Source organism: Luteithermobacter gelatinilyticus, assembly GCF_005849285.1.
Lineage (GTDB): Bacteria > Pseudomonadota > Alphaproteobacteria > Sphingomonadales > Emcibacteraceae > Luteithermobacter > Luteithermobacter gelatinilyticus.
In genome coordinates, this window is record NZ_CP040517.1 from 66595 (window position 1) to 89285 (window position 22691).

The 22691-nt window shown below is 56.6% G+C and carries 17 protein-coding genes and 1 pseudogene; 12 read left to right on the forward strand and 6 right to left on the reverse strand.

Annotation, left to right across the window (positions count from 1 at the left end; genetic code table 11):
• Positions 1-259: 259 nt before the first annotated feature.
• From FE788_RS00320 to FE788_RS00330, 3 genes are all read left to right on the forward strand, one after another.
• Positions 260-1201: a sulfite exporter TauE/SafE family protein gene (locus tag FE788_RS00320; RefSeq protein WP_138378779.1), complete on the forward strand. Its 942-nt coding sequence runs from the start codon at positions 260-262 to the stop codon at positions 1199-1201.
• On the forward strand, positions 1198-2034 hold the full coding sequence (locus FE788_RS00325) for a TIGR02186 family protein (RefSeq protein WP_138378780.1): 837 nt from the start codon (positions 1198-1200) through the stop codon (positions 2032-2034). The genes FE788_RS00320 and FE788_RS00325 overlap by 4 nt, the downstream gene beginning before the upstream one ends.
• Positions 2035-2116: 82 nt before the next feature.
• On the forward strand, positions 2117-2851 hold the full coding sequence (locus FE788_RS00330) for a cytochrome c biogenesis CcdA family protein (protein WP_138378781.1): 735 nt from the start codon (positions 2117-2119) through the stop codon (positions 2849-2851).
• A 237-nt stretch (positions 2852-3088) separates the two neighbouring features.
• Here the strand turns inward: FE788_RS00330 and FE788_RS00335 are convergent, their stop codons facing one another.
• The 3 genes from FE788_RS00335 to bioF all read right to left on the reverse strand — a co-directional run bounded on the left by FE788_RS00335 (position 3089) and on the right by bioF (position 5375).
• A complete protein-coding gene (locus tag FE788_RS00335) occupies positions 3089-3379 on the reverse strand; it encodes a hypothetical protein (RefSeq protein ID WP_138378782.1) in 291 nt (96 codons plus the stop codon).
• A gap of 122 nt (positions 3380-3501) precedes the next feature.
• Positions 3502-4197, reverse strand: a complete 696-nt coding sequence (gene bioD / locus FE788_RS00340; RefSeq protein WP_138378783.1) for a dethiobiotin synthase — start codon at positions 4195-4197, stop codon at positions 3502-3504.
• On the reverse strand, positions 4194-5375 hold the full coding sequence (gene bioF, locus FE788_RS00345) for an 8-amino-7-oxononanoate synthase (RefSeq protein WP_138378784.1): 1182 nt from the start codon (positions 5373-5375) through the stop codon (positions 4194-4196). The genes bioD and bioF overlap by 4 nt, the downstream gene beginning before the upstream one ends.
• 159 nt (positions 5376-5534) lie before the next feature.
• Between bioF and bioB the strand changes: the two genes are divergently transcribed.
• The gene (bioB, locus tag FE788_RS00350; RefSeq protein ID WP_138378785.1) at positions 5535-6566 is read left to right on the forward strand and encodes a biotin synthase BioB; all 1032 of its coding nucleotides are present in this window, start codon (positions 5535-5537) and stop codon (positions 6564-6566) included.
• Positions 6544-7869 (forward strand): adenosylmethionine--8-amino-7-oxononanoate transaminase, encoded by a 1326-nt coding sequence (locus FE788_RS00355; protein ID WP_138378786.1) that lies wholly within the window; start codon positions 6544-6546, stop codon positions 7867-7869. The genes bioB and FE788_RS00355 overlap by 23 nt, the downstream gene beginning before the upstream one ends.
• A gap of 52 nt (positions 7870-7921) precedes the next feature.
• Here FE788_RS00355 and FE788_RS00360 read toward each other — a convergent pair whose 3' ends face one another.
• A complete protein-coding gene (locus tag FE788_RS00360) occupies positions 7922-10012 on the reverse strand; it encodes a TonB-dependent receptor (protein ID WP_210414046.1) in 2091 nt (696 codons plus the stop codon).
• Between the two features lie 554 nt (positions 10013-10566).
• Between FE788_RS00360 and FE788_RS00365 the strand changes: the two are divergent.
• A pseudogene (locus FE788_RS00365) lies at positions 10567-11321 on the forward strand (IS5 family transposase).
• A gap of 29 nt (positions 11322-11350) precedes the next feature.
• On the opposite strand, the gene FE788_RS00370 reads toward FE788_RS00365, so the two are convergent.
• A protein-coding gene (locus FE788_RS00370) for an IS5 family transposase (RefSeq protein ID WP_425462972.1) occupies positions 11351-12102 on the reverse strand; the annotation gives its coding sequence in 2 pieces (ribosomal slippage) (positions 11351-11763 and positions 11763-12102; 753 coding nt in all).
• 306 nt (positions 12103-12408) lie between these two features.
• Here FE788_RS00370 and FE788_RS00375 point away from each other — a divergent pair.
• The 5 genes from FE788_RS00375 to asnB all read left to right on the forward strand — a co-directional run bounded on the left by FE788_RS00375 (position 12409) and on the right by asnB (position 19861).
• Positions 12409-14343 carry an FTR1 family protein gene (locus FE788_RS00375; protein WP_168190197.1) on the forward strand — a complete coding sequence of 645 codons (1935 nt, stop codon included), beginning with the start codon at positions 12409-12411 and terminating at the stop codon, positions 14341-14343.
• Between the two features lie 314 nt (positions 14344-14657).
• The gene (locus tag FE788_RS00380) at positions 14658-15113 is read left to right on the forward strand and encodes a hypothetical protein (RefSeq protein ID WP_138378790.1); all 456 of its coding nucleotides are present in this window, start codon (positions 14658-14660) and stop codon (positions 15111-15113) included.
• Entirely contained in the window at positions 15110-16558 is a 1449-nt protein-coding gene (locus FE788_RS00385) for a sodium:solute symporter family protein (protein WP_138378791.1), read from the forward strand. Before FE788_RS00380 ends, FE788_RS00385 begins: the two co-directional genes overlap by 4 nt.
• A gap of 109 nt (positions 16559-16667) precedes the next feature.
• The gene (locus FE788_RS00390) at positions 16668-17738 is read left to right on the forward strand and encodes an aspartate/ornithine carbamoyltransferase family protein (protein ID WP_138378792.1); all 1071 of its coding nucleotides are present in this window, start codon (positions 16668-16670) and stop codon (positions 17736-17738) included.
• 77 nt (positions 17739-17815) lie between these two features.
• Positions 17816-19861: an asparagine synthase (glutamine-hydrolyzing) gene (gene asnB, locus FE788_RS00395; protein ID WP_138378793.1), complete on the forward strand. Its 2046-nt coding sequence runs from the start codon at positions 17816-17818 to the stop codon at positions 19859-19861.
• Between the two features lie 6 nt (positions 19862-19867).
• On the opposite strand, the gene FE788_RS00400 is transcribed toward asnB, so the two are convergent.
• A complete protein-coding gene (locus tag FE788_RS00400; RefSeq protein WP_138378794.1) occupies positions 19868-21106 on the reverse strand; it encodes a Zn-dependent hydrolase in 1239 nt (412 codons plus the stop codon).
• A 234-nt stretch (positions 21107-21340) separates the two neighbouring features.
• Here FE788_RS00400 and FE788_RS00405 point away from each other — a divergent pair, with 234 nt between their 5' ends.
• Positions 21341-22582 carry a dicarboxylate/amino acid:cation symporter gene (locus FE788_RS00405; RefSeq protein WP_138378795.1) on the forward strand — a complete coding sequence of 414 codons (1242 nt, stop codon included), beginning with the start codon at positions 21341-21343 and terminating at the stop codon, positions 22580-22582.
• Positions 22583-22691: the final 109 nt, after the last annotated feature.

Sequence of the window (22691 nt, forward strand, 5' to 3'; positions counted from 1 at the left end):
TGGCGACTCTGAGCCTGAAAACCATAGTTTACGTTAACGTAAAGGTCAAGTCAAAATTAAACGTTCGTTTTATTCAGGAAAAACTTTTCCGATAACTGCAGAAAACGCGACACGCCTGGATAATTTACTGTAAATTTGCAGGAATTTTGTTTAGGATTTATGGAACCAATAACAATTAACCGGCGCAGGGTCGGCGCAGAAGCACCTGTCTTGCAGCCCGGTTCAGTGTCCAAACGGTCAAACCAGAACAGTATATCACATGCAGATCTACCTGCCCATTGCCGAATTATCCATTAATATCTTTGTGTTGCTGGCTATGGGGGGAGGTGTCGGTTTTCTCTCCGGCCTGTTTGGCGTCGGCGGCGGCTTTCTGATGACGCCGCTGCTGATTTTTGCCGGGGTGCCGCCGGCGGTGGCGGTGGCGTCGGAAGCCAATCAGATCACGGCCGCGTCTGTGTCCGGGGCGCTGGCGCATGCCCGGCGCGGCGGGGTGGACTATAAAATGGGCCTGGTGCTGATTATTGGCGGGGCCATTGGCTCCTTTATCGGGGCCTGGATCTTTACCTTGCTGAAATCGCTGGGACAGGTGGACCTGATGATTTCCATCGCCTATGTGATCTTTCTGGGCGGCATTGGCGGGCTGATGTTTGTGGAAAGCATTTCGGCGATGATCCGCAAGCGCAACGGGGCGACGGTGAAACCGGGGCGGCGGCCGCGGACCTGGGTCGATGCCCTGCCGTTCAAGATGCGGTTTCGCAAATCCAGAATGTATGTCAGTGTGCTGCTGCCGCTGGCTATTGGGGCGCTGGTGGGTGTTCTGGCGGCCATTATGGGGGTTGGTGGGGGGTTTATCATGGTCCCGGCCATGATTTATCTACTCAATATGCCGGTGGGCGTGGTGATTGGGACGTCGTTGTTTCAGATTACCTTTGTGACTGCCAGCGTGACGTTTCTGCATGCCGTCAATACCCAGACCGTGGATGCCATACTGGCGCTTATCCTGTTGACCGGAGCGGTGATCGGCGCGCCGCTTGGGGTGCGGGTTGGCGCCAAACTGGGTGGGGAGCAGCTGCGTATCCTGCTGGCGGTGCTGGTGCTGGTGGTGGGGGCCAAGATGGGCGTGGATCTGGTGGTAGAACCTGATGAGGTTTATACGGTGTTTCCTGCCAATCCGGCGTATGAGACGGGAGAGGCGCATTGAGACGGTTTGAACGGAATCAGTCCGGCATAATGTCGGGGATTTGGGCGCTGGGCCTGGTGTTGGGTCTTGTGCTGGGCCTGTTTCTCGGAAATGGGACGGCGCGGGCCGAGCGCCTGGTCACGGACCTGTCGGAACATGTCATTGAGATCACGTCCCGGTTTGCCGGTGCCGATCTGCTGATCTTTGGCGCCATCGATCCCCAGATTCCCCAGGAGGACGGCGGCCACGGCGTGGTCATGGCCGGCATGGATTATGACGTGATTATCAGTGTGAGCAGCGCCACAAGCGATATGACGATCCGCCGCAAGGAACGAATCAGCGGTATCTGGGTCAATAAAGGCCGGGAACTGCTGAGAGGGGTGCCGGGATATTATTCTCTGGGATCAACCCGGCCGTTGGAGGAAATTCTGCCGGAACATGTTCTGGAGCGGGAACAAATCGGCATAGAACGGTTGCCGATAAGATTTGCCTCCGGCCTTTCCGGTGCTGAGGCCCGCGCCTATCGCGAAGGATTTTTCCGCAACATGATGCAGCGCGGCCTGTATATGCAGGAAAGCGGTAATGTGCGTCTCCAGGAAGGTATTCTGTTCCGGGCGGAAATGCATTTTCCGGCCAATATGCCGGTGGGGGAGTATCTGACCCGGGTTTATCTGGTGCGCGACGGGGAAATCCTGTTGCGGGAGGACACCACCCTGCAGGTGGACAAGGTGGGCCTGGAGCGGGCGATTTACAATTTCGCCCATGAAAATCCGGCGGCCTATGGGTTGGCGGCGGTGATGATGGCGCTTTTTGCCGGCTGGCTGGGGGGCTTTCTGTCCCAGAAAGTGTCCTGATCAGGAACTTCCCGCATATGTTCACAATTTTCTGATCCGATTCCCGCTTGCGTATTTTGCAAAGGGCGTTACAACTGGCTCCATGGAAACCACGGATATCTCATATTTTGCTGCGCTTCTGGGTGGTATTTTCAGTTTTTTGTCGCCCTGTGTGTTGCCGCTGGTGCCGGCCTATGTCTGTTTTGTCACGGGAAATTCGCTGAATGACCTTCGCGAAGGGGACAAAGTGCCGCTGCTCAGTGTGTTCTGGGGGGCGTTGGCGTTTGTTTTGGGATTTTCCACGGTTTTTGTGGCACTGGGCGCCGGCGCATCGAGCCTGCAACCCCTGCTGCTGAACTATATGCCAGTCTTTTCCAAAGTGGCGGGGGCGCTGATCATGATCCTAGGGATACATTTCACAGGATTGGTGCGGATTCCCCTTCTTTATCGGGAAGCCCGGTTTCAGACCCGTGACAATCCCGCCGGCATCCTTGGCGCCTATGTGGTGGGGCTCGCCTTTGCGTTTGGCTGGACGCCCTGTATCGGGCCCATTCTAGGCACCATTCTGACCCTGGCGGCTAGCCAGCAGACTTTTGGCGCCGGGGTCAGTCTGCTGGGCGTCTATTCGCTGGGGCTGGGCGTGCCGTTTGTTGTGGCGGCGTTGTCCATCAACCGCTTCCTGAGTTTTTCCGGCCGTTTCCGCCGGCATCTGAGGACCGTGGAAATTTTGATTGGCTTACTGTTGATCATGACCGGCCTGGCCATTTTTACCGGCCTGTTGCAGACCTTCGGCAATGTGCTTCTGGACTGGTTCCCGGGGCTGGCCAAAATCGGCTGAGATATGTCTTGGGTACGGTAAGGGGCATATGTCCGCAGTATGCTGCCGGTAGCCTTCGGGGCATATGCCGCTCGGATCATGCATAAAAAAAGCCTCGGTATCACCGAAGCTATACCGAGGCAGTCAGGCAGATGAAGGGTCACCGGTATGACCCCTCAAGGGATCTCTGAATTATTAACATATCAAAAAGTATAGAATCCAGCATAAGGGGCATGCAAGAAGAATCTCTTGCCGGTCTTATGCCGGGCATAGGGGTATTTGTTCCAGAAGGGCATATATCTCGTGCCAGAAATACATGCCGTCCTGGTCCTGATGCTCCTGGGCGCGGTGATAAAGATGTTTTGCCTGAAGCCGGGCGTCTGGACCACTGCGCCGCAGAAAGTCTCCGGCGGCCACCGACAGCAACGGCGCCGGATCAAGACCCAGATGTTTCATTTCCAGAACAAGATCTGTAAGGGATGTTTTCGTGCTTTTGTTACAATGAGTTACGGAAGGGCTGTTTTTAATCTGCATCTCAATGGCGGTCACGGCGTTTCTCCTTTTGAGCACGGAAAAAGCAAATATTATGCCATTCGAATATAAAAAGAATATCAATGCGTTATGCCGGGCCTGTAAAAATCCTGCCCGGAGATTTTTGCCGTTGCAGAAAATTATGCCGGGTGAATCAGGCTTCGGGCCAGGCCAGAAAAGCAGTCAGGGGTTGAGAATCTTTCGAGGGAAACAATTGATTTCAGTTGTGAAATTTTTGTGACAGTCGCGGCTGTGCGTGCCAGTCCCACGGAATTTTCCGCCGACTCGGACAGAATCAACCGCCCCACAGGGCGCTGGTGATGGTTCAGAACACTGAGTGCCGTCAGAATGTGACTGAGGCTGCCGAGATAGGTTCCGGCCACCAGAAGGATTTCCGCGTCCAGTGCCAGGATCCAGTCCAGCACGGTATGGCGGTCATCCAGGGGCACCATCAGGCCACCCACGCCTTCAATGATCAGGATATCTTCGGCCTGTTGTTGCCGGGCGCGGCAAAAGTCCACAAGTGTGTCGAAGTCAATGCGGCGGCTTTCTTCCTCGGCCGCCATATCGGGCGACAGCGGGGCCGCAAAGCGCCAGGGGGAGATGGCGTCGATGGTGTCCGGTGTTAGCGGCTGTTCCAGCGCCCGGAGGATCTGTCCGGTGTCGCTGTTGTCAGGCTGTTCCGGCGAAAAACCGCTGATGACCGGTTTGAGGGCCTGCACGTCCCGGCCCAGTTCCCGGAACGCCCGGATCAGCCCGCAGGTTACATAGGTCTTGCCCAGCTCCGTACCGGTGGCGGTAACGAAAAGGGTTTTTTTTGCCGGTGCCGGCGTCATGCCCGTGTCTCCAGATCCAGGCCCAGGCCGCGGATGGCTTCGGCCAGCCGCAGCACATCCTCGTCCCGGTGCGCAGCGCTGAAGGTGAGCCTGAGGCGCGCCGTCCCGTCCGGTACGGTGGGCGGACGAATGCCGGTCACCAGAAATCCCTGGTCTTCCAGCCGGGCGGCATAATTCATGGTTTTTTCCGTGTCTCCCACAATCAGCGGCACAATGGGGCTTTGCGGCGCGGGAAGCCCGAGCGCGGCGGTAAACAGCCGGGCTTTTTGCATTGGCCGGGCGCAATAATCGGGATCCGTTTCAATAATCTCCAGCGCCTTGAGCGCGGCGGCGATGCTGGCCGGTGGGGAGGCGGTGGTGTAGATCAGACTGCGGGCCCGGGTTTTGATGAAATCAATAACCGTGCGGCTGGCGCACAGATAGCCGCCGAAGCTGCCGATCGCCTTGGACAATGTGCCCATCTGCAACGGGATGTGTGGGCGCGGACTGAAACAGGTGGCGCTGCCGCGTCGGATGCCGTCTTCATCGGGGCCGACCACGCCAATGCCGTGGGCATCATCGGTCATCAGCCAGCAGTCATGATCACGGGCCAGGGCGGCAAGACCCGGCAGTGGGGCAAGATCGCCATCCATGCTGAACACCCCGTCGGTTAGAATCATGGCCCGAGGATAGGCCCCGCGCAAACTGTGCAGCAGTTCCTCCAGATGGTCGAGATCATTATGGCGAAACAGGATCAGTTCGGCCCGGCTCAGGCGGCTGCCGGCCAGAAGGGAGTTATGGATGAGTGCATCGGCGAAAATCACGTCGCCTTCGCCGACCAGACAGGGAATAATGCCGATATTGGCCATATATCCGGAACTGAACACACAGGCGGCCTCTGTCCCCTTGAAACGGGCGAGGCAGGTTTCCAGTTCTTCGATCAGCGGATGATTGCCGGTGATCAGGCGGGAGGCGCCGGACCCGGCGCCATAGCCGTCGATGGCGTCCTTGGCGGCTTGGCGGATGGCTGGATGCTGGGTGAAGTTGAGATAATCGTTGCAGCAGAAGGAAATCAGCTCGCGCCCATTGCGTTGTGCCAGACCCCGGCTGGACCGGTGCGTGGTTTTGAGGCGCCGGCGCAGGCCGCGGGCCTCCAGTTTTTTCAGTTTTTCGGCCGCAAATTTATCAAGGGAATCCATGGTGCCCGGGTCCAGTCTATTTACTTTACCATATGTGGCGCGTATCGTGACTATAGTCAATGTTACCGGCGAGTAAAGTTTTTATGTTATAAACTTGACATTTCTGCGCTGTTCGGGGAATGTGCAGCCTTGTTGAACTCAAGAAAAAGCGGGTGATATATGTCAGTATCAGGTGTGCAGGAAATCGGGGATCAGACCGTCTCTCTGGAGGACGCTTATGCGGACGGGTTTCGTCACAACTGGACCCGGCGGGAAATTCTGGAACTTTTCAATATGCCGCTGATGGATCTTTTGTATCAGGCGCAGACGGTGCACCGGGAACATTTTGATCCCAATCGGGTGCAACTCAGCCAGTTGTGCAGCATCAAGACCGGCGGCTGTCCGGAAGACTGCAAATACTGCCCGCAATCGGCGCGCTATCAGACGGAAGTGGATGCCAGCAAGCTTATGGCCGTAGAGGATGTGATTGCGCAGGCCAGAAAAGCGAAAGAGGCCGGCGCCACCCGCTATTGCATGGGCGCGGCCTGGCGCAGCCCCAAGGGGCGGGATATGGATACGGTCTGTGCGATGATCCAGGGGGTCAAGGATCTGGGCATGGAAACCTGTGTGACGCTCGGCATGCTGGATCAGGAGCAGGTGCAAAAACTCAAACAGGCGGGGCTGGATTATTACAACCACAATGTGGACAGTTCACCGGAATATTACAAGGAAATCATCACCACCCGCAGCTATGAAGACCGGCTGGAAACCCTGGCCCGGGTGCGTGAGGCTGGCATTAATGTATGCAGCGGCGGCATCGTCGGCATGGGCGAAAGCCTGGAAGACCGGGCGGGCATGTTGCAGACTCTCGCCAATCTGCCGGAACATCCGGGCAGCGTGCCCATTAACATGCTGGTGCAGGTGGAAGGCACGCCGATGTTTGGCAAGGACGCGCTGGACCCGTTTGATTTTATCCGCACCATTGCGGTGGCGCGGATTCTGATGCCGGCGTCTTATGTACGTCTCAGCGCCGGTCGGGAAAACATGAGTGACGAAATGCAGGCCCTGTGTTTCTTTGCCGGCGCCAACAGCATCTTCTATGGGGAAAAGCTGCTGACCACCCCCAATCCGGTCCAGAACGAGGATATGGCGCTGTTTAAACGGCTGGGGCTGGCCCCGGAAGGAAATAATGCACAAAAACAGGACTCCTGAACTACATTCGGGCGGACCCGAACGGCTGTCCGGCGGGGAGATCCCGGACTGGTACAGTGAAGGCGTACCGCATGTCTGGCTGCCCTATACCCAGATGCAGACAACCCCCGATCCGTTGCCGGTGGTGGGCGCTGACGGGGTGAGACTGGAACTTGCCGATGGGCGGCGGCTGATTGACGGCATTGCCAGCTGGTGGACCGCCTGCCATGGTTACAACCACCCGCGACTGAAGGAAAAAATGAAAGCCCAGATTGACCGGTTGAGCCATGTGATGCTGGGCGGTCTGGTGCATGAGGAAGCCGCCCGGCTCGCCAAACGGCTGGCGGATCTGTTGCCCGGCGATCTGAACCATGTGTTTTTTTCCGAATCCGGTTCCGTCTCTGTGGAAATTGCGCTGAAAATGGCGGTGCAATTCTGGCTCAATCAGGGGGTGACGGGGCGCACCCGTTTTGTGGGATTCAAGGCGGGTTATCACGGCGATACCTCGGCCACCATGGCGGTGGGCGACAGCGACGGCGGCATGCATAAGGCTTTTGGGGATTATCTGCAACAACAGCATATCGTCAAGCTCCCCGAAAACCCGACCGAACTTGAGGCGTTTTCGGTCTTTCTGAAAGACCATCGAGACGGTATCGCCGGGGTGATCATGGAACCCCTGATTCAGGGGGCGGGCGGGATGAAATTTCACGGCCCGGAAATCCTCAGGGGCATTCATGAGGCCTGCCGGGAGGCCGATGTGCTGCTGATCCTGGATGAAATTTTTACCGGATTCGGGCGCACGGGTACCATGTTTGCCTGCGAACAGGCGGGGGTGGTCCCGGATATCATCTGTCTCGGCAAGGCCCTCACCGCCGGGATGGTGGCGATGGCGGCCACTGTAGCGGGCGAGCGGGTATATGGGGCGTTCCTGTCGGAGGAGGCGGACAAGGCGTTTATGCACGGCCCCACCTATATGGCCAATCCACTGGCCTGTGCGGCGGCCAATGCCTCGCTGGATATTTTCGAGGAAGAGGATGTGTTGGGCCAGGTGAAAAAAATCGAAGGCCATCTGACCCAGAGTCTTGCCCAGTTTCTCGACCGGCCTGATGTGGTGGATGTGCGGGTCAAGGGCGCGGTCGGCGTGATTCAGATGAAAAAAATCACCGATCCCGTGGCGATGCGTCAGGAATTTGTCAAGGAAGGGGTCTGGATCCGGCCGCTGGGCGATGTGATCTATCTTACCCCTGCCTTTACCATGCAGCCCCGCGACATTGCCAGCCTGACCGAAGCGATAGACACCGTACTGCAGAGAATGCAGGGGTAGAAGGGGGCGAGCGGCAAGCTGCTGCACCCCCTATCCCCTTATGCTGTCATTTTCAGAAATCAACCTGATAACGCAGGGTGAAAGAACGGCCCCGTCCGGCGAAATAATAATCGTTATTGGTGGTCCCGGTCTGAGCGTAATAGGTGATATAGAATTCATTCAGCAGATTCCGGGCTGACAGCATAACCTTGTTGGTTTCATTTATATGCCAGGTCAGAATGGCGTCGATAAGGGTATAGCCGGTAAAATCCATATCGGGACTTCCGCCATCAAATTTCCGGTCAAAAAAGTGGGAGGTCTGCAGCCGGCCATTGAGGGCGCCTTGAGATCCCTCATAAAGCGGTCCTTCGATAAAGGCGTTAAGGCGGTCGGGGCTGATATTGCGTCCGCTCAGATCTGTATCCGTGAGCGCATCCCCGTCACTGTCGAAACGCCCCCGCAACGCCGCGAAATTCAGGCCCAGAACATATTCCCCGGGCAATCGGAAATTGGCGGAAGCTTCAACCCCCTGGATCTCGGTTTTTTCCCGGCGCACAAAACCTACCCCGTCAATCACCTGGATGCGGGATCCCAGATCTGATCCCGACCAGAAATAACTGGCCGACAGATTGAAGGCCTCACCGGCATAGGTCACCCCTAACTCCCAGTTGTCCGCGACGATTGGCTGCAGGTCGATCAAAGTCTCAACCGACTGGTTTGGCAGGCTGACAGAGCGCAGAACCAGCCCTGCATCCGGCATGGAGAATCCTTGGGAAAAGGAGGCAAACAGACTTAATCCTTCGGACGGGGTCACGACAATTCCCGCATTTGTCAGGGCCTTGTCGAAACTGGGCGCGCCGCCTGTGACCATATGCGCGCCGTAAAAGGCCAGGGTCGTAAAATCCTGGACGTCCAGAGTCACATTTTCATAACGCAGGCCTCCTGAGAAGCGCAGCTTATCGTCCAGCAGCCGCTGTTCCAGTTGTACAAACGGGGCAATCTCTTCGAACGTCATTTCCGGCACCCAAATGCGGTCTGTCAGGGCCAGATCCTGATAGGTCTTGTCGCGCAGATAATCGCCACCGAGGGCAAGTTGCAGACCGGGAATGAAGATGTCGTCCCGCACATAGGTGACTTTCAGGCCATGTTTGGTGGAATGCAGGGCAGACTGGTCGAATAGAGTGCCGAGTGGGGCAATGGCGGCGTCCTGAAATGTGGGGGTGATGATTCCGCCGTAAAGTGCATCAAAATTGTAATAATATCCCTGAACTGTCAATAGGCCAGACCCCAGGTCCTCATGGGTATAGGTGAGCGCCACATTGCGTGCTTCATTATGTGGCGCTTCGCCAGGCTCTTCGCCCCGGATCGAGGTGACGGGGATGCCGTTGTCCCGGTCACCCGTCACCCGGACATAATTTCCATGTCCGTTCAGATCGAACAGGTTGGCCATCACTTCCACGCGCTGGCCCGGCGCGACATCCACCCCCAGTTTGGAAAACAGGCTGAAGCTCCGGGAATCCTGGGTATCGCCTTGCAGAGTGACGCCCAAGGGCTGGCCCGTACCATCATAATAAAGCCCCCTCTCCTGATATACAGCGCCGAACACCATGTCAAAAGCGCCCCATTTTTTGGCCACCCGACCCGTCGTCTTATAGCCGAAACTGTCATCCTGAAAATCGTCAGTTTCTGCCTGTACGGTAACCCGTCCCGACCACGAGCCGTCCTCGGCGGGATGCATGGTCACATAATTGATCACGCCGCCAGTGGCCCCCACCCCCTGAATGGCATTGGCGCCATAGACCACTTCGATCCGTTCGATAAAATCCGGATCAATGGTCATGGCGCTGCGCTTGCCGTCACGCAACGGTGTGGATTGGGGAATGCCATCAACCAGATAAAGCGGGGTCCGTCCGCGCAGGGATTCGCCGAGACTGCTCATCTTTTGTGGCCCGCCGGTATAGCTGGGAATCACGAAGCCGAGTCCCTCCTGCATGCTGGGCGAGAGGATCAGTTGCTCTTCCACCGTGGTCCGGTCCAGGATCCGGACCGTGTTGGGAATGGCGGTGATGGGCCGTGGCGTTCGCAGGGCCGTGACGACGATCTCCTCCAGCTTTGTTCCGCGGCCTTCCGCAGCATCAGCCGCCCCCTTCGCTGCCGCTGACACCGCGCCTTCTGGCGTCATTAGGGCCATGGCCAACCCTAGGGCCGTGTAAAAGACTGTTCCCGGAAGCCATCCGGCCCCCGTTTTAACTTTCGCCCCATAGACCAATCCCGCCGGAGGGGTCTTTGTACCCGGACCGGATTGCAATGCTATGACGGCGGAGAATATTTTTGCCTTTTCTGCGGGATACATACACTTTCCTCCTTTTTCCACGCATAACTGTATGACTCAAGATGACGTAAGGCCTCCCGGGGGAGGCGTCATATACATGTTAATAATAATCAGTAGCGTTTTATAGGAGGTAGGGTTTATATTTGCAAGTAATTCTTAAAATTAATAATGTAGTGCTTGGATAGAAGAGAGTTACCTAGAGGGAATTGTGCATAGGTTGGCTCCATTCACTTTAATGGTGAGGCCCCTATAAATCACCGGTTTAATCTATGGAAAGTTCTGGCTGTTATTGATGGAGGAGACTTAGGTTCAATCGACATTCATGCTTCACAAGATGTGTTTTATGTGATTCATAGGGTTTCACCTTTAATGTTGGAGCCCTTTTGATGTCGAAGCGCTATGAACTGACGACCACACAATGGAACCGGATCGCGCCGCTCTTGCCTGGCAAGGCGGGTGATCCCGGCCGTACCGCGGTCGATAACCGGCAATTTGTCAACGGGGTGCTGTGGGTGCTGCGCTCGGGGGCCCACTGGCACGATCTGCCGCCCCGCTACGGCAAGTGGAAAACTGTCCACAAGCGCTTCACGCGCTGGGCGAAGCGCGGGGTCTGGGACCGGATTTTCAATGACCTGGTGGAGGATCCCGACAATGATTATGTGATGCTGGATGCCACACTGGTCCGCGCCCATCAGCAGGCAGCGACCGGAAAAGGGGGGACCAAAATCAGGCTCTGGGGCGTTCCCGAGGAGGACTGACCACCAAAGTTCATATGGCGAGCGATGCCCTTGGGCGCCCCCTCCGGTTCATCCTGACACCGGGACAGCGGGGCGACATCACACAGGCTCCCGCCTTGCTTGACGGGTTGAGCGCCAGCCATGTACTGGCCGATAAAGCCTATGACAGCAATGCCCTGCGCCAGATCATCAGGGATATGGGGGCAGAGGCGGTGATCCCGTCAAACCGGACCAGAAAAATCGAGATCCCCTACGATAAAACCATCTATAAGGCGCGAAACGCCATCGAGCGAGCCTTCAACAAACTCAAACATTTCCGCCGCTTCGCAACCCGATATGATCGAAAAGCCTGCAACTTCCTCGCCTTCACCCTCCTCGCCGCATCAATCATATGGATGCGATGAATGTCGATTCGGCCTAGGCTCAGGACTCATTAAATCCACCATATAACGATGGCGGCGATTTTGATGGCGGCTATAAATGTGTGGGAACAGCGGTCATATCGCGTTGCGATACGGCGCCAGTCCTTGAGTTTGCCGAACATATTCTCGACCTTGTGTCGCAGACGGTACAGGGCTTTGTCATAGGCGATCTGCTGGCGTCTGTTGCGCTTTGGTGGGATGCAGGGGCTGATCCCGCGCTTGATGAGGTCCTCCCTGAACCAGTTGGCGTCATAGCCCTTGTCGGCCAGCAAGTCCCGTGACGGCGGCAGGTGCGGCGCGAGCATGGCCGCGCCCTTGAAATCGCTGGCATTGCCCGACGTCAGGCACAGGAGGCGCGGCCTGCCTTCACCGTCACAAACCGCATGAAGCTTCGAGTTCAGTTCGCCTTTCGGGCGGCCAATGTCGCGGGAAATATCCCCTTTTTTGCCAGACTGGCGGCCGTCCGGTGTGCTTTCAGGTGTGTGGCATCTATCTGGAGCTGGTCCGGGACATCCCGAGACGCCAACTCCGTGAATATCCTGTCGAACACTCCCCTCTCGCTCCAGCGCTTGAAGCGATTATACAAAGTCTTGTGAGGGCCATACTCTCTCGGCGCATCACGCCACTGAAGCCCCCGCTTCAGCACATGGATAATCCCGCTGATGACCCACCGGTCATCACCCCGTGGCACACCATGCGCCAGCGGGAAAAAGGGTTGGATGCGCGCCAGTTGGTCGTCGGTAAGATAATACAAATCAGTCATGGTGGAAGCTCCTGCCACAACGTTAAATCATAATTCCCAAAAATACACCATACCTAAATTAATAGGTCCTGAGCCTAGGATGCAGTGCGACGGAATCTTATTGCAAACCCAGGCGGAGGAGTATCTGGTGTAATCTGGTTCATGTGCCGGGCTCTCGTTCACATGAAGGCGCTCGTTTTTCATAAACTGAGTTTTATAGAAAAATGGGATCAAAAAAGTGGCGTTCAGGCCATGAGGTGGTTGCATAATAAATAATAGTAATTATTATTATATATAATATGAACCCTGTCTGAATAAAGAATGCCGATGATGATGCGCCTCATTCTGTTTTGTCTTGCCTGCCTGGTTTTTCCGGCGACATCCTTTGCCGATGATGCGCAAACCGTCAATCGTCTGATTCAGCTGGTGGATTATGTGGGCGTCGATTATCGTCAGGCCGTTGAGGAGGGACAGGTTGTCAGTGCGGAAGAATATGCAGAGATGGTGGAGTTCGCCGCCACCATTGAACGATTTGTCGCCCGCCTTGAGCCATCGCCGGATGCCCTGTCCCTAAAGCAGCAGGCCGTCCGGTTGCGGGATCTGATCGAAAAAAAGGCACCCGCCGAGCAGATCGCCCTGTTAACCGGCGCGATGCGGGCGGCGATCATCGGCTCCTATGATCTTGCCGTGACGCCCGGCCGGGTCCCGGATCTGGCGCGCGGGGCAGCGTTGTATCAGGAAAACTGTGCTTCTTGCCATGGCCGCCGGGGGGATGGCGCCGGGCCGCTGGCCGTGGGTCTGGACCCGGCCCCCACGGATTTCCGGGATCCCTCCCGTTATGCGGAACGTTCGCTGTATGGTCTGTTCAATACCATCACCTATGGAATCGAAGGCACGGCCATGGGGGACTTTTCGTCTTTATCCCAAGCGGACCGGTGGAGCCTGGCGGCTTATGTGGGGCAATTGGCAACGGCTGGTGACGCGGCGGCCCGCGGCCAGGAGCTCTGGCAGCAGCTGAAGCGCAGTGGCGTGCCGGTCACGGTCCATAATTTCACCACCCTGACGCCCAACGAAGCGGCGGCGGCCTGGGATGGCGGGGCTGATCTTGTGGCGTATTTGCGGCGCACGCCGGAGGTGTTGTTCGCAACGCAGGATTCACCACTGGTCTTTGCACAGGAACGGCTTCGCGAAAGCTGGGAGGCTTATCGGGACGGGCAGGCGAAGCGGGCTTATGATCTGGCGCTTACCGCCTATCTGGAAGGGTTTGAGCTGGCCGAGGCACAACTGTCCGCGCTGGATTCAACTTTGATGAAACAGGTCGAGGCGGCAATGGCGCACTATCGCAGCAGCCTGAGGAAACAGGCGCCTGCGGCGGAGATTGAGGACCATTATGAAACCCTTTGGCGTTTGCTGCAAACGGCCCGGGAGCGGCTGGAGGAAACCGACGGCCTCAGTCCGGTGGCGGCTTTCACCGCCGGTTTTGTTATTTTATTGCGTGAGGGCCTGGAGGCGTTGCTGGTGGTGATTGCCCTATCCGCCTTCCTGTTGAAAACCGGTCGCCGGGACGCCATGCCGTATCTGCATATGGGATGGATTTCTGCGCTGGTTCTGGGGGCGTTGACCTGGTTTGTGTCGGATCATGTGGTGCAGATCAGCGGGGCCACCCGCGAGGTCACCGAAGGGGTCGCGGCCCTGAGCGCTTCAGTGATGTTGTTGTTTGTGGGGTATTGGTTGCATAACAAGACAAGTGCTGCCGGATGGCAACGGTTTATCCGTGATAGTGTGAAGAAGGCGCTGAACGGCCGCACCCTGTGGGGGCTCGCTGGGCTATCCTTTATTTCGGTCTATCGCGAAGTGTTTGAGACGATCCTGTTTTATCAGGCTTTGTGGGCGCAGGCAGGCGCCGGCGGTACACAGAGCAGTGCAAATTCGATCATGGCCGGGTTTGCGGTGGCCCTGGTTCTTCTGCTGGTTGTGGCCTGGCTGGTTATGAAATACAGCGTGCGTTTGCCGTTAAGACAGTTCTTTGGGGCCACGGGGGCGTTGTTGCTGTTGTTGTCCTTTATTTTCGCGGGCAAGGGGATTGCGGCATTGCAGGAGGCCGGAAAGATTCCCGAAACCCTGGCGCAGATCCCCGCGATCGAATGGCTCGGCATTTTCCCCACCTGGGAAGGTCTGGGACTGCAGGCGGCAATCCTGGCGCTTGCCTTGCTGGTCTATGTCAAGAACCTGAATGGCGGCTTCTGGAAAAGCCATACCTGACCGAAAAGACGCAGGTTTTCGGCAATATTTTATTTATTGGTATAGCGCTTTGTTTTTAAATATTTTTTGTTCATTTATTAAAGCCGGGAAAAAGATAACGTGTCCCAGCGGTTGAATTTTTCGAGACGATCCCTTATGATCCGGACCCTTGGAGGAACAAACAAAAGCCGCCTTATATTGGCGGCGTTGCTTTTTGGATGACGTTAGTAAACGAAAATATATTTAAAAATACCCTGTTTGGCAGATTCTTTTTCTTTCCCCTGCTTTTTCTTGTGGCGATTTTTTTCGCGATGCTTCTGGCACAGATATCCGCTGTGGCGTCTGAGGCCGGAGGGCGGAAGCCCGGCCTTCAAATTGCCGATAACGGGCTGAATGCCGGCTATGTGACGCTCGAGTGGTCCGGGGTCGTGGGGGAGACCTATGAATTACAGATGAATGACGGCAAGGGCTGGCAAACCGTTTATGCCGGACCGCAGACCCTGTCCACGTTCAGTGGCCTTGCCGATGGGGTTTATCAGTTCCGCCTGCGCGCAGACCAGGGAGACTGGCGGCCGCCGTTCCGGGTGGAAATCCGCCATCACCCTCTGGACCGGGCCCTGGTTTTTTTCGGAATCGGCCTGGGGGTGTTCCTGATCCTTGTCGGCGTTCTCTGGCACGGTGGCGGGGTTGCCCGTCGTGAGGCAGTGTCATCCTCTGTATCATCCTCTGTATCATCCTCTGGGCAAAGCGGGGGAGCAACTCATCATCAAACACGGGGGAAGGATTTATGACCGAACAGGCGGCGCTTGATCCGTCTCTGGCCTGGATGATCATTCTTGCTTTTGGGGTGCTTTGGGTGGTGCTGGGCTGGTGGCTAGGCCGGAACAACAAAAATCTGGAAGATTATATGCTGGCGGGGCGCAAGGTGGGCCTGGGGCTTGCGGTGGCGACGGCCATGGCAACCTGGGTGACCAGCAACACCACCATGACCGCGCCGCAGCTGGCGTATCAGCTGGGCATCTGGGGTATGGTCGGATATTCCTTTGGGGCGGTGGGACTTTTGCTGTTTGCGCCTCTGGCCCGGCGCATCCGTACCCTGATGCCCCATGGGTATACCAGCGGGGATTTCATCAGGCTGCGGTATGGTTCCGTGACCTGGCGGATTTTTCTGCTGATTTCGCTGTTTTACAGTTTCGGCTGGCTGATCAGCCTGGGCATGGCGGGCGGCATTCTGGTGCAGTCGCTGACCGGCATTCCTTATGCCTATGGCATGAGTGTGATGATCGCCATGTGTACAGCCTATACGGTGTTTGGCGGCCTGCGGGCGGTGATCGGCACGGATTTCATCCAGACCGTGCTGATCGTGATCGGGGTATCGCTGCTGGCGGCGCTGGTGATTGATGAGGTGGGCTTCGAGGCGATTCACACCACGCTCAGGGCTGAGCGGCCGGAACTCCTTAATCTGCTGTTCCCGGCGGCGATCATGTTTCTGTTCAACAACCTGTTTTTCGGGGTTGGGGAAATTTTTCATTCCAATGTCTGGTGGTCGCGGGCGTTTGCTTTTGAGCGGCGGATCGGGTTTCGGGCCTATCTGCTGGCAGGAATTTTCTGGCTGCCGATTCCGGTTGTGGCCGGGCTGCTGGCACTGGCGGCGCCGGCGCTTCAGATTAACGTGCCCATGGCCGACATGGTGGCGCCGTTGGTGGCGTCCAAACTGTTCGGCATCTGGGGGGCCATTCTGGTTTTTGTGGTGGTCTTTGCGGCCTTGGCCTCCAGCCTGGATTCCTTGCTGGCGGCGACCAGTGACCTGATCTTGAAGGATATTTACAAGGGACATCTGCGCCCCTCGGCCACGGATGAACAATTAAAAACCGCAGCCCGGCTTGTGATTGTCGGTTTGGGCGTAATGACCTGGATGTTGTGCCTGCCGCGACTTGGCACGCTGGCTTCCCTGTTGCATTTTACCGGCGCATTTGTGGCCAGCACCATCTGGCCGATTGCCTTCGGCCTGTTGTATCGCCGGGGCAATGGCCACGCGGCCGGCTGGGCAATGGTTTTGGGGACGGGCAGCGGCCTGATAGGCTATTACACCATCGGATTTTATGTGGCGGCGCTGATTTCCGCTGCGACCTCCCTGCTGGTCATGGCTGTTTTGTCGTGGGGGTCTGCGACCCGGTTTAACTGGAACCACCTGAATGAAGAAAATGTTGAAACCTTGAAAGGGAGTCTGTCGTGATATCTGTCATCGGACTTGAACTGCTGATCATGTCGGCGTTACTGATTACGGGGCTGACGCCACTGGTCCTGATTTACCTGTTGGTCAAGGATATCCGGGAGGGCAAGTTATGGTAACGTCAATGGATCTTGGCGCGGTGGAGTTTACGCCCACCAAACCGGACATTTACGGGGATGCGCATCCCAAGGAACTGTTGCGGTCAATCGCTGAGGAACATGACCTGCTGAAAAAACTGGCCAACCGGCATGTGGTTTCCGCCAGCCAGTTTGATCAGGAAACCCTGCTGCAGCTGTTTCGCCTGGCGGCCAAGTTCGAGAGCAATCCGGACCGTTTTTCAACTCCCTTGAGCGGCAAGATCCTGATCAGCGCCTTTTATGAACCGAGCACCCGCACCCGCCTGTCCTTTGAAAGCGCTTGGCATCGTTTGGGCGGGGACATCATGTCCATCACCGACCGGGCGAGTACCGGGATCGCCAAGGGAGAGTCGCTGAAAGATGTGGGCGAAATGTTCAATAATTACGGGGATTGTGTGGTCTTGCGGGATAATAATGAACGTTCCGTTACCGAAATGATGGAAACCCTGCGCATCCCTATCATCAATGCCGGCAATGGCATTGATGAGCATCCGACCCAGGCGATGGCCGATGTCTATACCATTCTGAAATGGAAGCCGGCGTTGATTGACGGGTCGGCCAAGCCGATCCGCATCGGCATCATCGGCGTGCCCAGCCGCATGCGCACGGTGCGCAGTTTGCTGACCATGTTGAGTCGATTTTCGGCCAGTATCGAGGAGGTGGTGATTATCCACGATCGTAAGACCAAGGAACTTTACAGCCCGGGGCAGAAAGAGGCGCTGGAGAAAGACGGCCTCAATCTCAGCGAATCCCATAGCCTTGCCCGCGAACTCCCCGGACTGGATGTGGTGTATATCAATTCCATTGCCTGGGTGGATGACAGTTTCGAGGTCATGGGCGGCACGATGCGGCTGGACAGTTCATCGCCGTTGAAAAAGGACAGTATTATTCTGCATCCCCTTGCCCGGGGCGAGGAGTTGAGCGAAAGCCTCGACCTTACGCCCCATAACTGGTATTTCGCCCAGGCTCGCGGCGCGGTGTTTGTACGCATGGCGTTGCTGACCTGTATGGTCCAGCGGACCGAAAGGGTCATGGACGTCATTTAGGGCGCTCGCCTGCGTCGGGCAGACCTTATCCATAATCCCGCAACTTTTACTTTCTGATATAAAGGTATAATTTTTCTATGTGTGGCATTGCCGGAATTTTTCATCACGATCCTTCACAACGGGTCAATCCCCAGACCCTGGTTCACATGGCCGCGATCCAGCATCATCGGGGTCCGGACGGATTCGGGTATGAAACGTTTGATGATCGGGGAATCGGTTTTTCCCATGCCCGGCTGTCGATCATTGACCTGAACGAAAGACGCGCGCGTCAGCCGTTTGTTTCTGATGATGGGCGGCTGTTGATGGCCCATAACGGCGAATTTTACGATTTCAAACGAATCCGGGCGGACCTGACCAGCCGGGGGGAGCGGTTTCGGTCCAAAAGTGATTCGGAAATCATGTTGCATCTCTATCGCCGCTATGGCCTTGACGAAGCCCTGAAACATCTGCGCGGCGAATTTTCTTTTGCACTTTATGACCGGGAGGAAGACACCCTCTATCTGGTGCGCGACCGGTTCGGCATCAAACCGCTCTATTGGTGTCCGATTGACGACGGCGTTCTGTTTGGTTCGGAGGTCAAGACCATCATGGCGGACCCGCGCGCCCCCCGGGCATTTGACAATGAAGGACTGTTTCACCAGCTTATTCAGGTCATGGTGCCGGGGACGACCGCCTTTAAGGGCATCTATCAGGTCAAGCCGGGCCATGTGCTGAAAATCCGTCGTTGCAAAGACGGGGCGGGCCGGCGTTTCGAAATCGAGGACCGCCCCTATTGGGATCTGGATTTCCCGCATATGACGGCGCACCAGACCCCGATGAGCGAGGAAGAGGCGGTAGAGACGGTGCGGGCCAAACTGCTGGAGGCGGTGCAGTTGCGTCTGGAGGCGGATGTGCCGGTGGGCTGTTATCTGTCCGGCGGCATTGACAGCTGTTCCATTCTCGGGCTGGCTTCCGCAGCGCGGCAGGATTCCGTCAAGGCCTTCACCATCAGTTTTGATGATAAGGATTATGACGAATCCCCCATTGCCCGGGAAATGGCCGAGGCCACCGGCGCGGATCAGGATATTTTGCTGTTGAAGGGAGACGATCTGTATGGCCATCTGGAAAAAACCCTGTGGCATACGGAACGCACCATCTACAATACCCTGGCCGTGGCCAAATTCCTGATGAGCAAACATGTGCATGAGGTGGGATACAAGGTGGTCGTGACCGGTGAAGGATCCGATGAATTGTTTGCCGGCTATCCGTCTTTCCGTAAGGACCTGTATCTGCATGGCCTGCCGGAGCTTGGCCCTGAGGAAAAGAAAGCCTGGCAGAATATGCTAACAGAGTCCAATGCCCTGTTTCGTGGGGCCATGCTGGCGGAAACGGACCATCATGATGCGGCGCTGGACGAACGGGTCGGTTTCACACCGAGTTGCTTGCAGCCCTGGCTGAGCTGTGCCGATGATGTGTGGCGCCTCTTGCATAAAGACCGGGCGGCGTCGCTGAGTGGATATGCGCCGGGCAAGGCCATTGCCGACACGCTGGATGAGGAAATGCTCAAAGACCGTCATCCCCTGGACCGGGCGCAGTATGTGTGGGCGAAAACCATGCTCGAAGGGCAGATTCTGACCTGGGGCGGGGACCGGGTAGACATGGCCAACAGCATGGAAGCGCGCCCGGCCTTCCTGGATCACCATTTGGCCGAAGCCGCGGTGAAAATCCCGCCGTTGTATCGCATCAAGGAACGCAAGGAAAAATATGTGCTGCGCGAGGCGATGAAGGGCCTGCTGCCCAAGGTGCTCTATGAACGGGAAAAATTTGCGTTCATGGCCCCGCCCAGCTACCGGGACGAAGGCAAATGGTCGGCCATGATGAAGCTGGCTCGGGATCACCTGACCGAAGAACGGGTGGCGGAAACCGGATTATTGGATTATGACGGCGTGCAGAACATCATTGCCGGCATGCGGGATGACAGCGTCAGCCAGGCAACAAAAACCCGCTATGACGCCCTGATGAATCACATGTTGGGGGTGCAGATCCTGCATCAACATTTTATCGCCACCGATGTGCCGGCCCTGGCGGCCAGTATGGCGCAGAAGCTGGGATGGAGTGCGAGCCCGAAACCGGTCACGGTGTAGGCTCCCTCAGGCCGCAAGCTCCAGCACCGCATCCAGAAGCAGGTTAGCGCCTTTTTCAATGTCCACCCAATGAGTCATTTCATCTGGCGCGTGGCTGATGCCGCCGACGCTGGGGACAAAAATCAGGCCGGCTTTGGTGATATCTGTCATGAACTGGGTGTCATGGCCGGCGCCGCTGGGCATTTGCAGATATTTATATCCGCGCGCCTCGGCCTTGCTTTTGAGCAGCTCCACCATGTCCGGGTCACAGGATTTGGGGTCCAGCCAGCTCATTTCCTCATATTCAAACATCAGGCCATGCCGCCGGGCAATGGCGGACAGAACCCGCCGGCAGGAATTGGCCAGATTGGTCATGACTTCGGCACAGGTGTCCCGGCCGACGATGGTGAATTCCGCCTCGCCGGGGATGGTGTGGGGAAACCCGGGTTTCAGTTCGATCCGGCCTATGGTCAGGCGGCTGCGGTCGGTGCCGTCCTCCTCAATAATGCGGGGAATTTCATGGGCGAAGTCCGCGGCTCCCATAAAGGCGTCTGAACGCATGTCCATCGGGGCGGTGCCGGCGTGCGAAGCTTTACCCCGAAGGTGAATGACCCATTTGAAGACTCCGGAAATGCAGTCCACAACGCCGATGGGAATTTGGCGGGCTTCCAGCACGGGGCCCTGTTCAATATGCAGCTCCAGAAAGGCCTTAAGCTCATCGGGATGCCGATAGGCGTGCAATACGTCATGGATGTCCATATCCCACCGGGCCATGGCGTCCTTCAGGGTTTCGCCCGAGGGATCATAGGCGGTTTCCAGCCAGTCCGGGGTGATGCCGCCGGAGATGGCCTGGGAACCGAGCATACCGCCGAATCGGCCTTCCTCTTCGCTGGTGGCGACCACTTCAATCGGATGCGAAAGGTCGATGGCGTTTTCGCGAATGACGCGCACGCATTCCAGACCGGCCATAACCCCGAGTGTGCCGTCGAAAATGCCGCCGGCGGGAACGGAATCCAGGTGGGAGCCGATCATCACCGCCGGCTTGTCCCGGTTTGTGTCATTTTCATAGCGCCCGATCACATTGGCGGCCCCGTCCAGCCGTGCTGTCATGCCTTCCTGTTGCATTTTTTCCATCAACCAGTGCCGGGCCTGCATGTCCGCTTCGGAAAACCCTTGCCGGTAGACGCCTTGATCGTTTTCGTTATAGCCGAAGCGGCTGAGATCATAGAGGTCCTGTTCAATCCGTTTGACTGAGATCTGGTACATGGTGCTCCTTTTCTTTTTCAGTATTTAGTGCAGACCGGGATCAGTTTAGAGGCAATCTCATCACGATTCACTCTAGGGAATGAACGGGGGAGGCGTCAAAGAGAATATGATCCAAGCGGAGACAGGGAGCAATATGGCGGTATTGTGGCAGGAAGGTGTTGCGGGCAGAAAATCACATGTTAGGATCGCCCGACCTGCTGATAAAAATTCAACAATAATTCTGAGAGACAAGAAATGAAATTCTGGACGACAATAAAATTATGGAAAAGAATCGTCGCAGCTTTGATATTGGGTATTGCGGCCGGCCTGCTGCTGGGAGAACATGCGGAAAGCATAAAATGGATGGGGGACCTGTTTATCCGTCTGGTGCGGATGCTGATTGTCCCGATGATTTTCATCACTCTGGTTTCCGGCGTTATTGGCATGGGGGACCCCGCCAAGATGGGGTCCATCGGGATCAAAACAATTGTCACTTATATGGTCACCACGCTGCTGGCCATTAGTATCGGGCTTATGCTGGGCACGGTGTTTGAACCCGGCAGCGGGGTTGATCTCAGTGGCGCGGCCCCGAAAACATTGTCGGAATCCATGCCCCTGGGCGAACGTATGATGACCATTGTGCCGGTCAATCCGGTCGAGGTTCTGGCCAGTGGCGATATTTTGCCGATTATCTTTTTTGCCATTTTTCTGGGCATCTGTATTGTGCTGGTAGGAGACAAAGGCAAGCCTCTGGCCAAAATATTTGACTCCGGCACCGAGGCGATCCTGAAAATGACCCATCTGATCATGGAAGTGGCCCCGATTGGGGTGTTTGCGTTGATTGCCTATGTCATCGGCACCAAGGGGATCGACACGCTGACCAATATCCTCACCCTCACACTGGTGGTGTATGGCGGCTGTCTTTTGCATATGGCCGTGGTCTATGGCGGGATTGTCAGGTTTCTGCTGAAACTGCCTTTAAAGCGGTTTTTCCCGGGCATTCTGGATGCTCAGCTGGTGGCCTATTCCACCAGCATGAGTTCCGCGACCCTGCCGGTCAGCATTTCCGTGGCGGAAGACAATCTGGGCATCAAGCCGGCTGTAGCCTCATCGGTGCTGCCGATGGGGGCCACCATCAATATGGATGGCACGGCGCTGTATGTGGGGATTGTCACGCTGTTTGCGGCTCAGGCTTTTGGCATTGATCTGGCGCTGGTGGATTATGTGGTGATTGCGCTGACCACCACGCTGGTGTCCATTGGCACCGCAGCGGTGCCTTCGGCGTCACTGTTTCTGATTGCAGCGGTGATGGGAAGTATCGGCATCACCGATGCGCAGACGGCTATTATCGTTGGTTTTATCCTGCCGTTTGACCGGTTCCTGGATATGATGCGCACTATGGTCAATGTGACCGGAGACCTGACCGTGGCCACCGCCGTGGCCAAATGGGAAGGGGAGCTGGACGAAAAAACTTTCCGGGCCAGTCCTGTGGAATAAGCAGAGCCGTTCAGCAGGCGGATGGGCCGGCTCCCATGCGGGGCCGGCTTCTTCATGTCGATGGTGCCGAAAAAGTGATTGGCCCGGCGCGGGTCGTTTCCGCTAGACT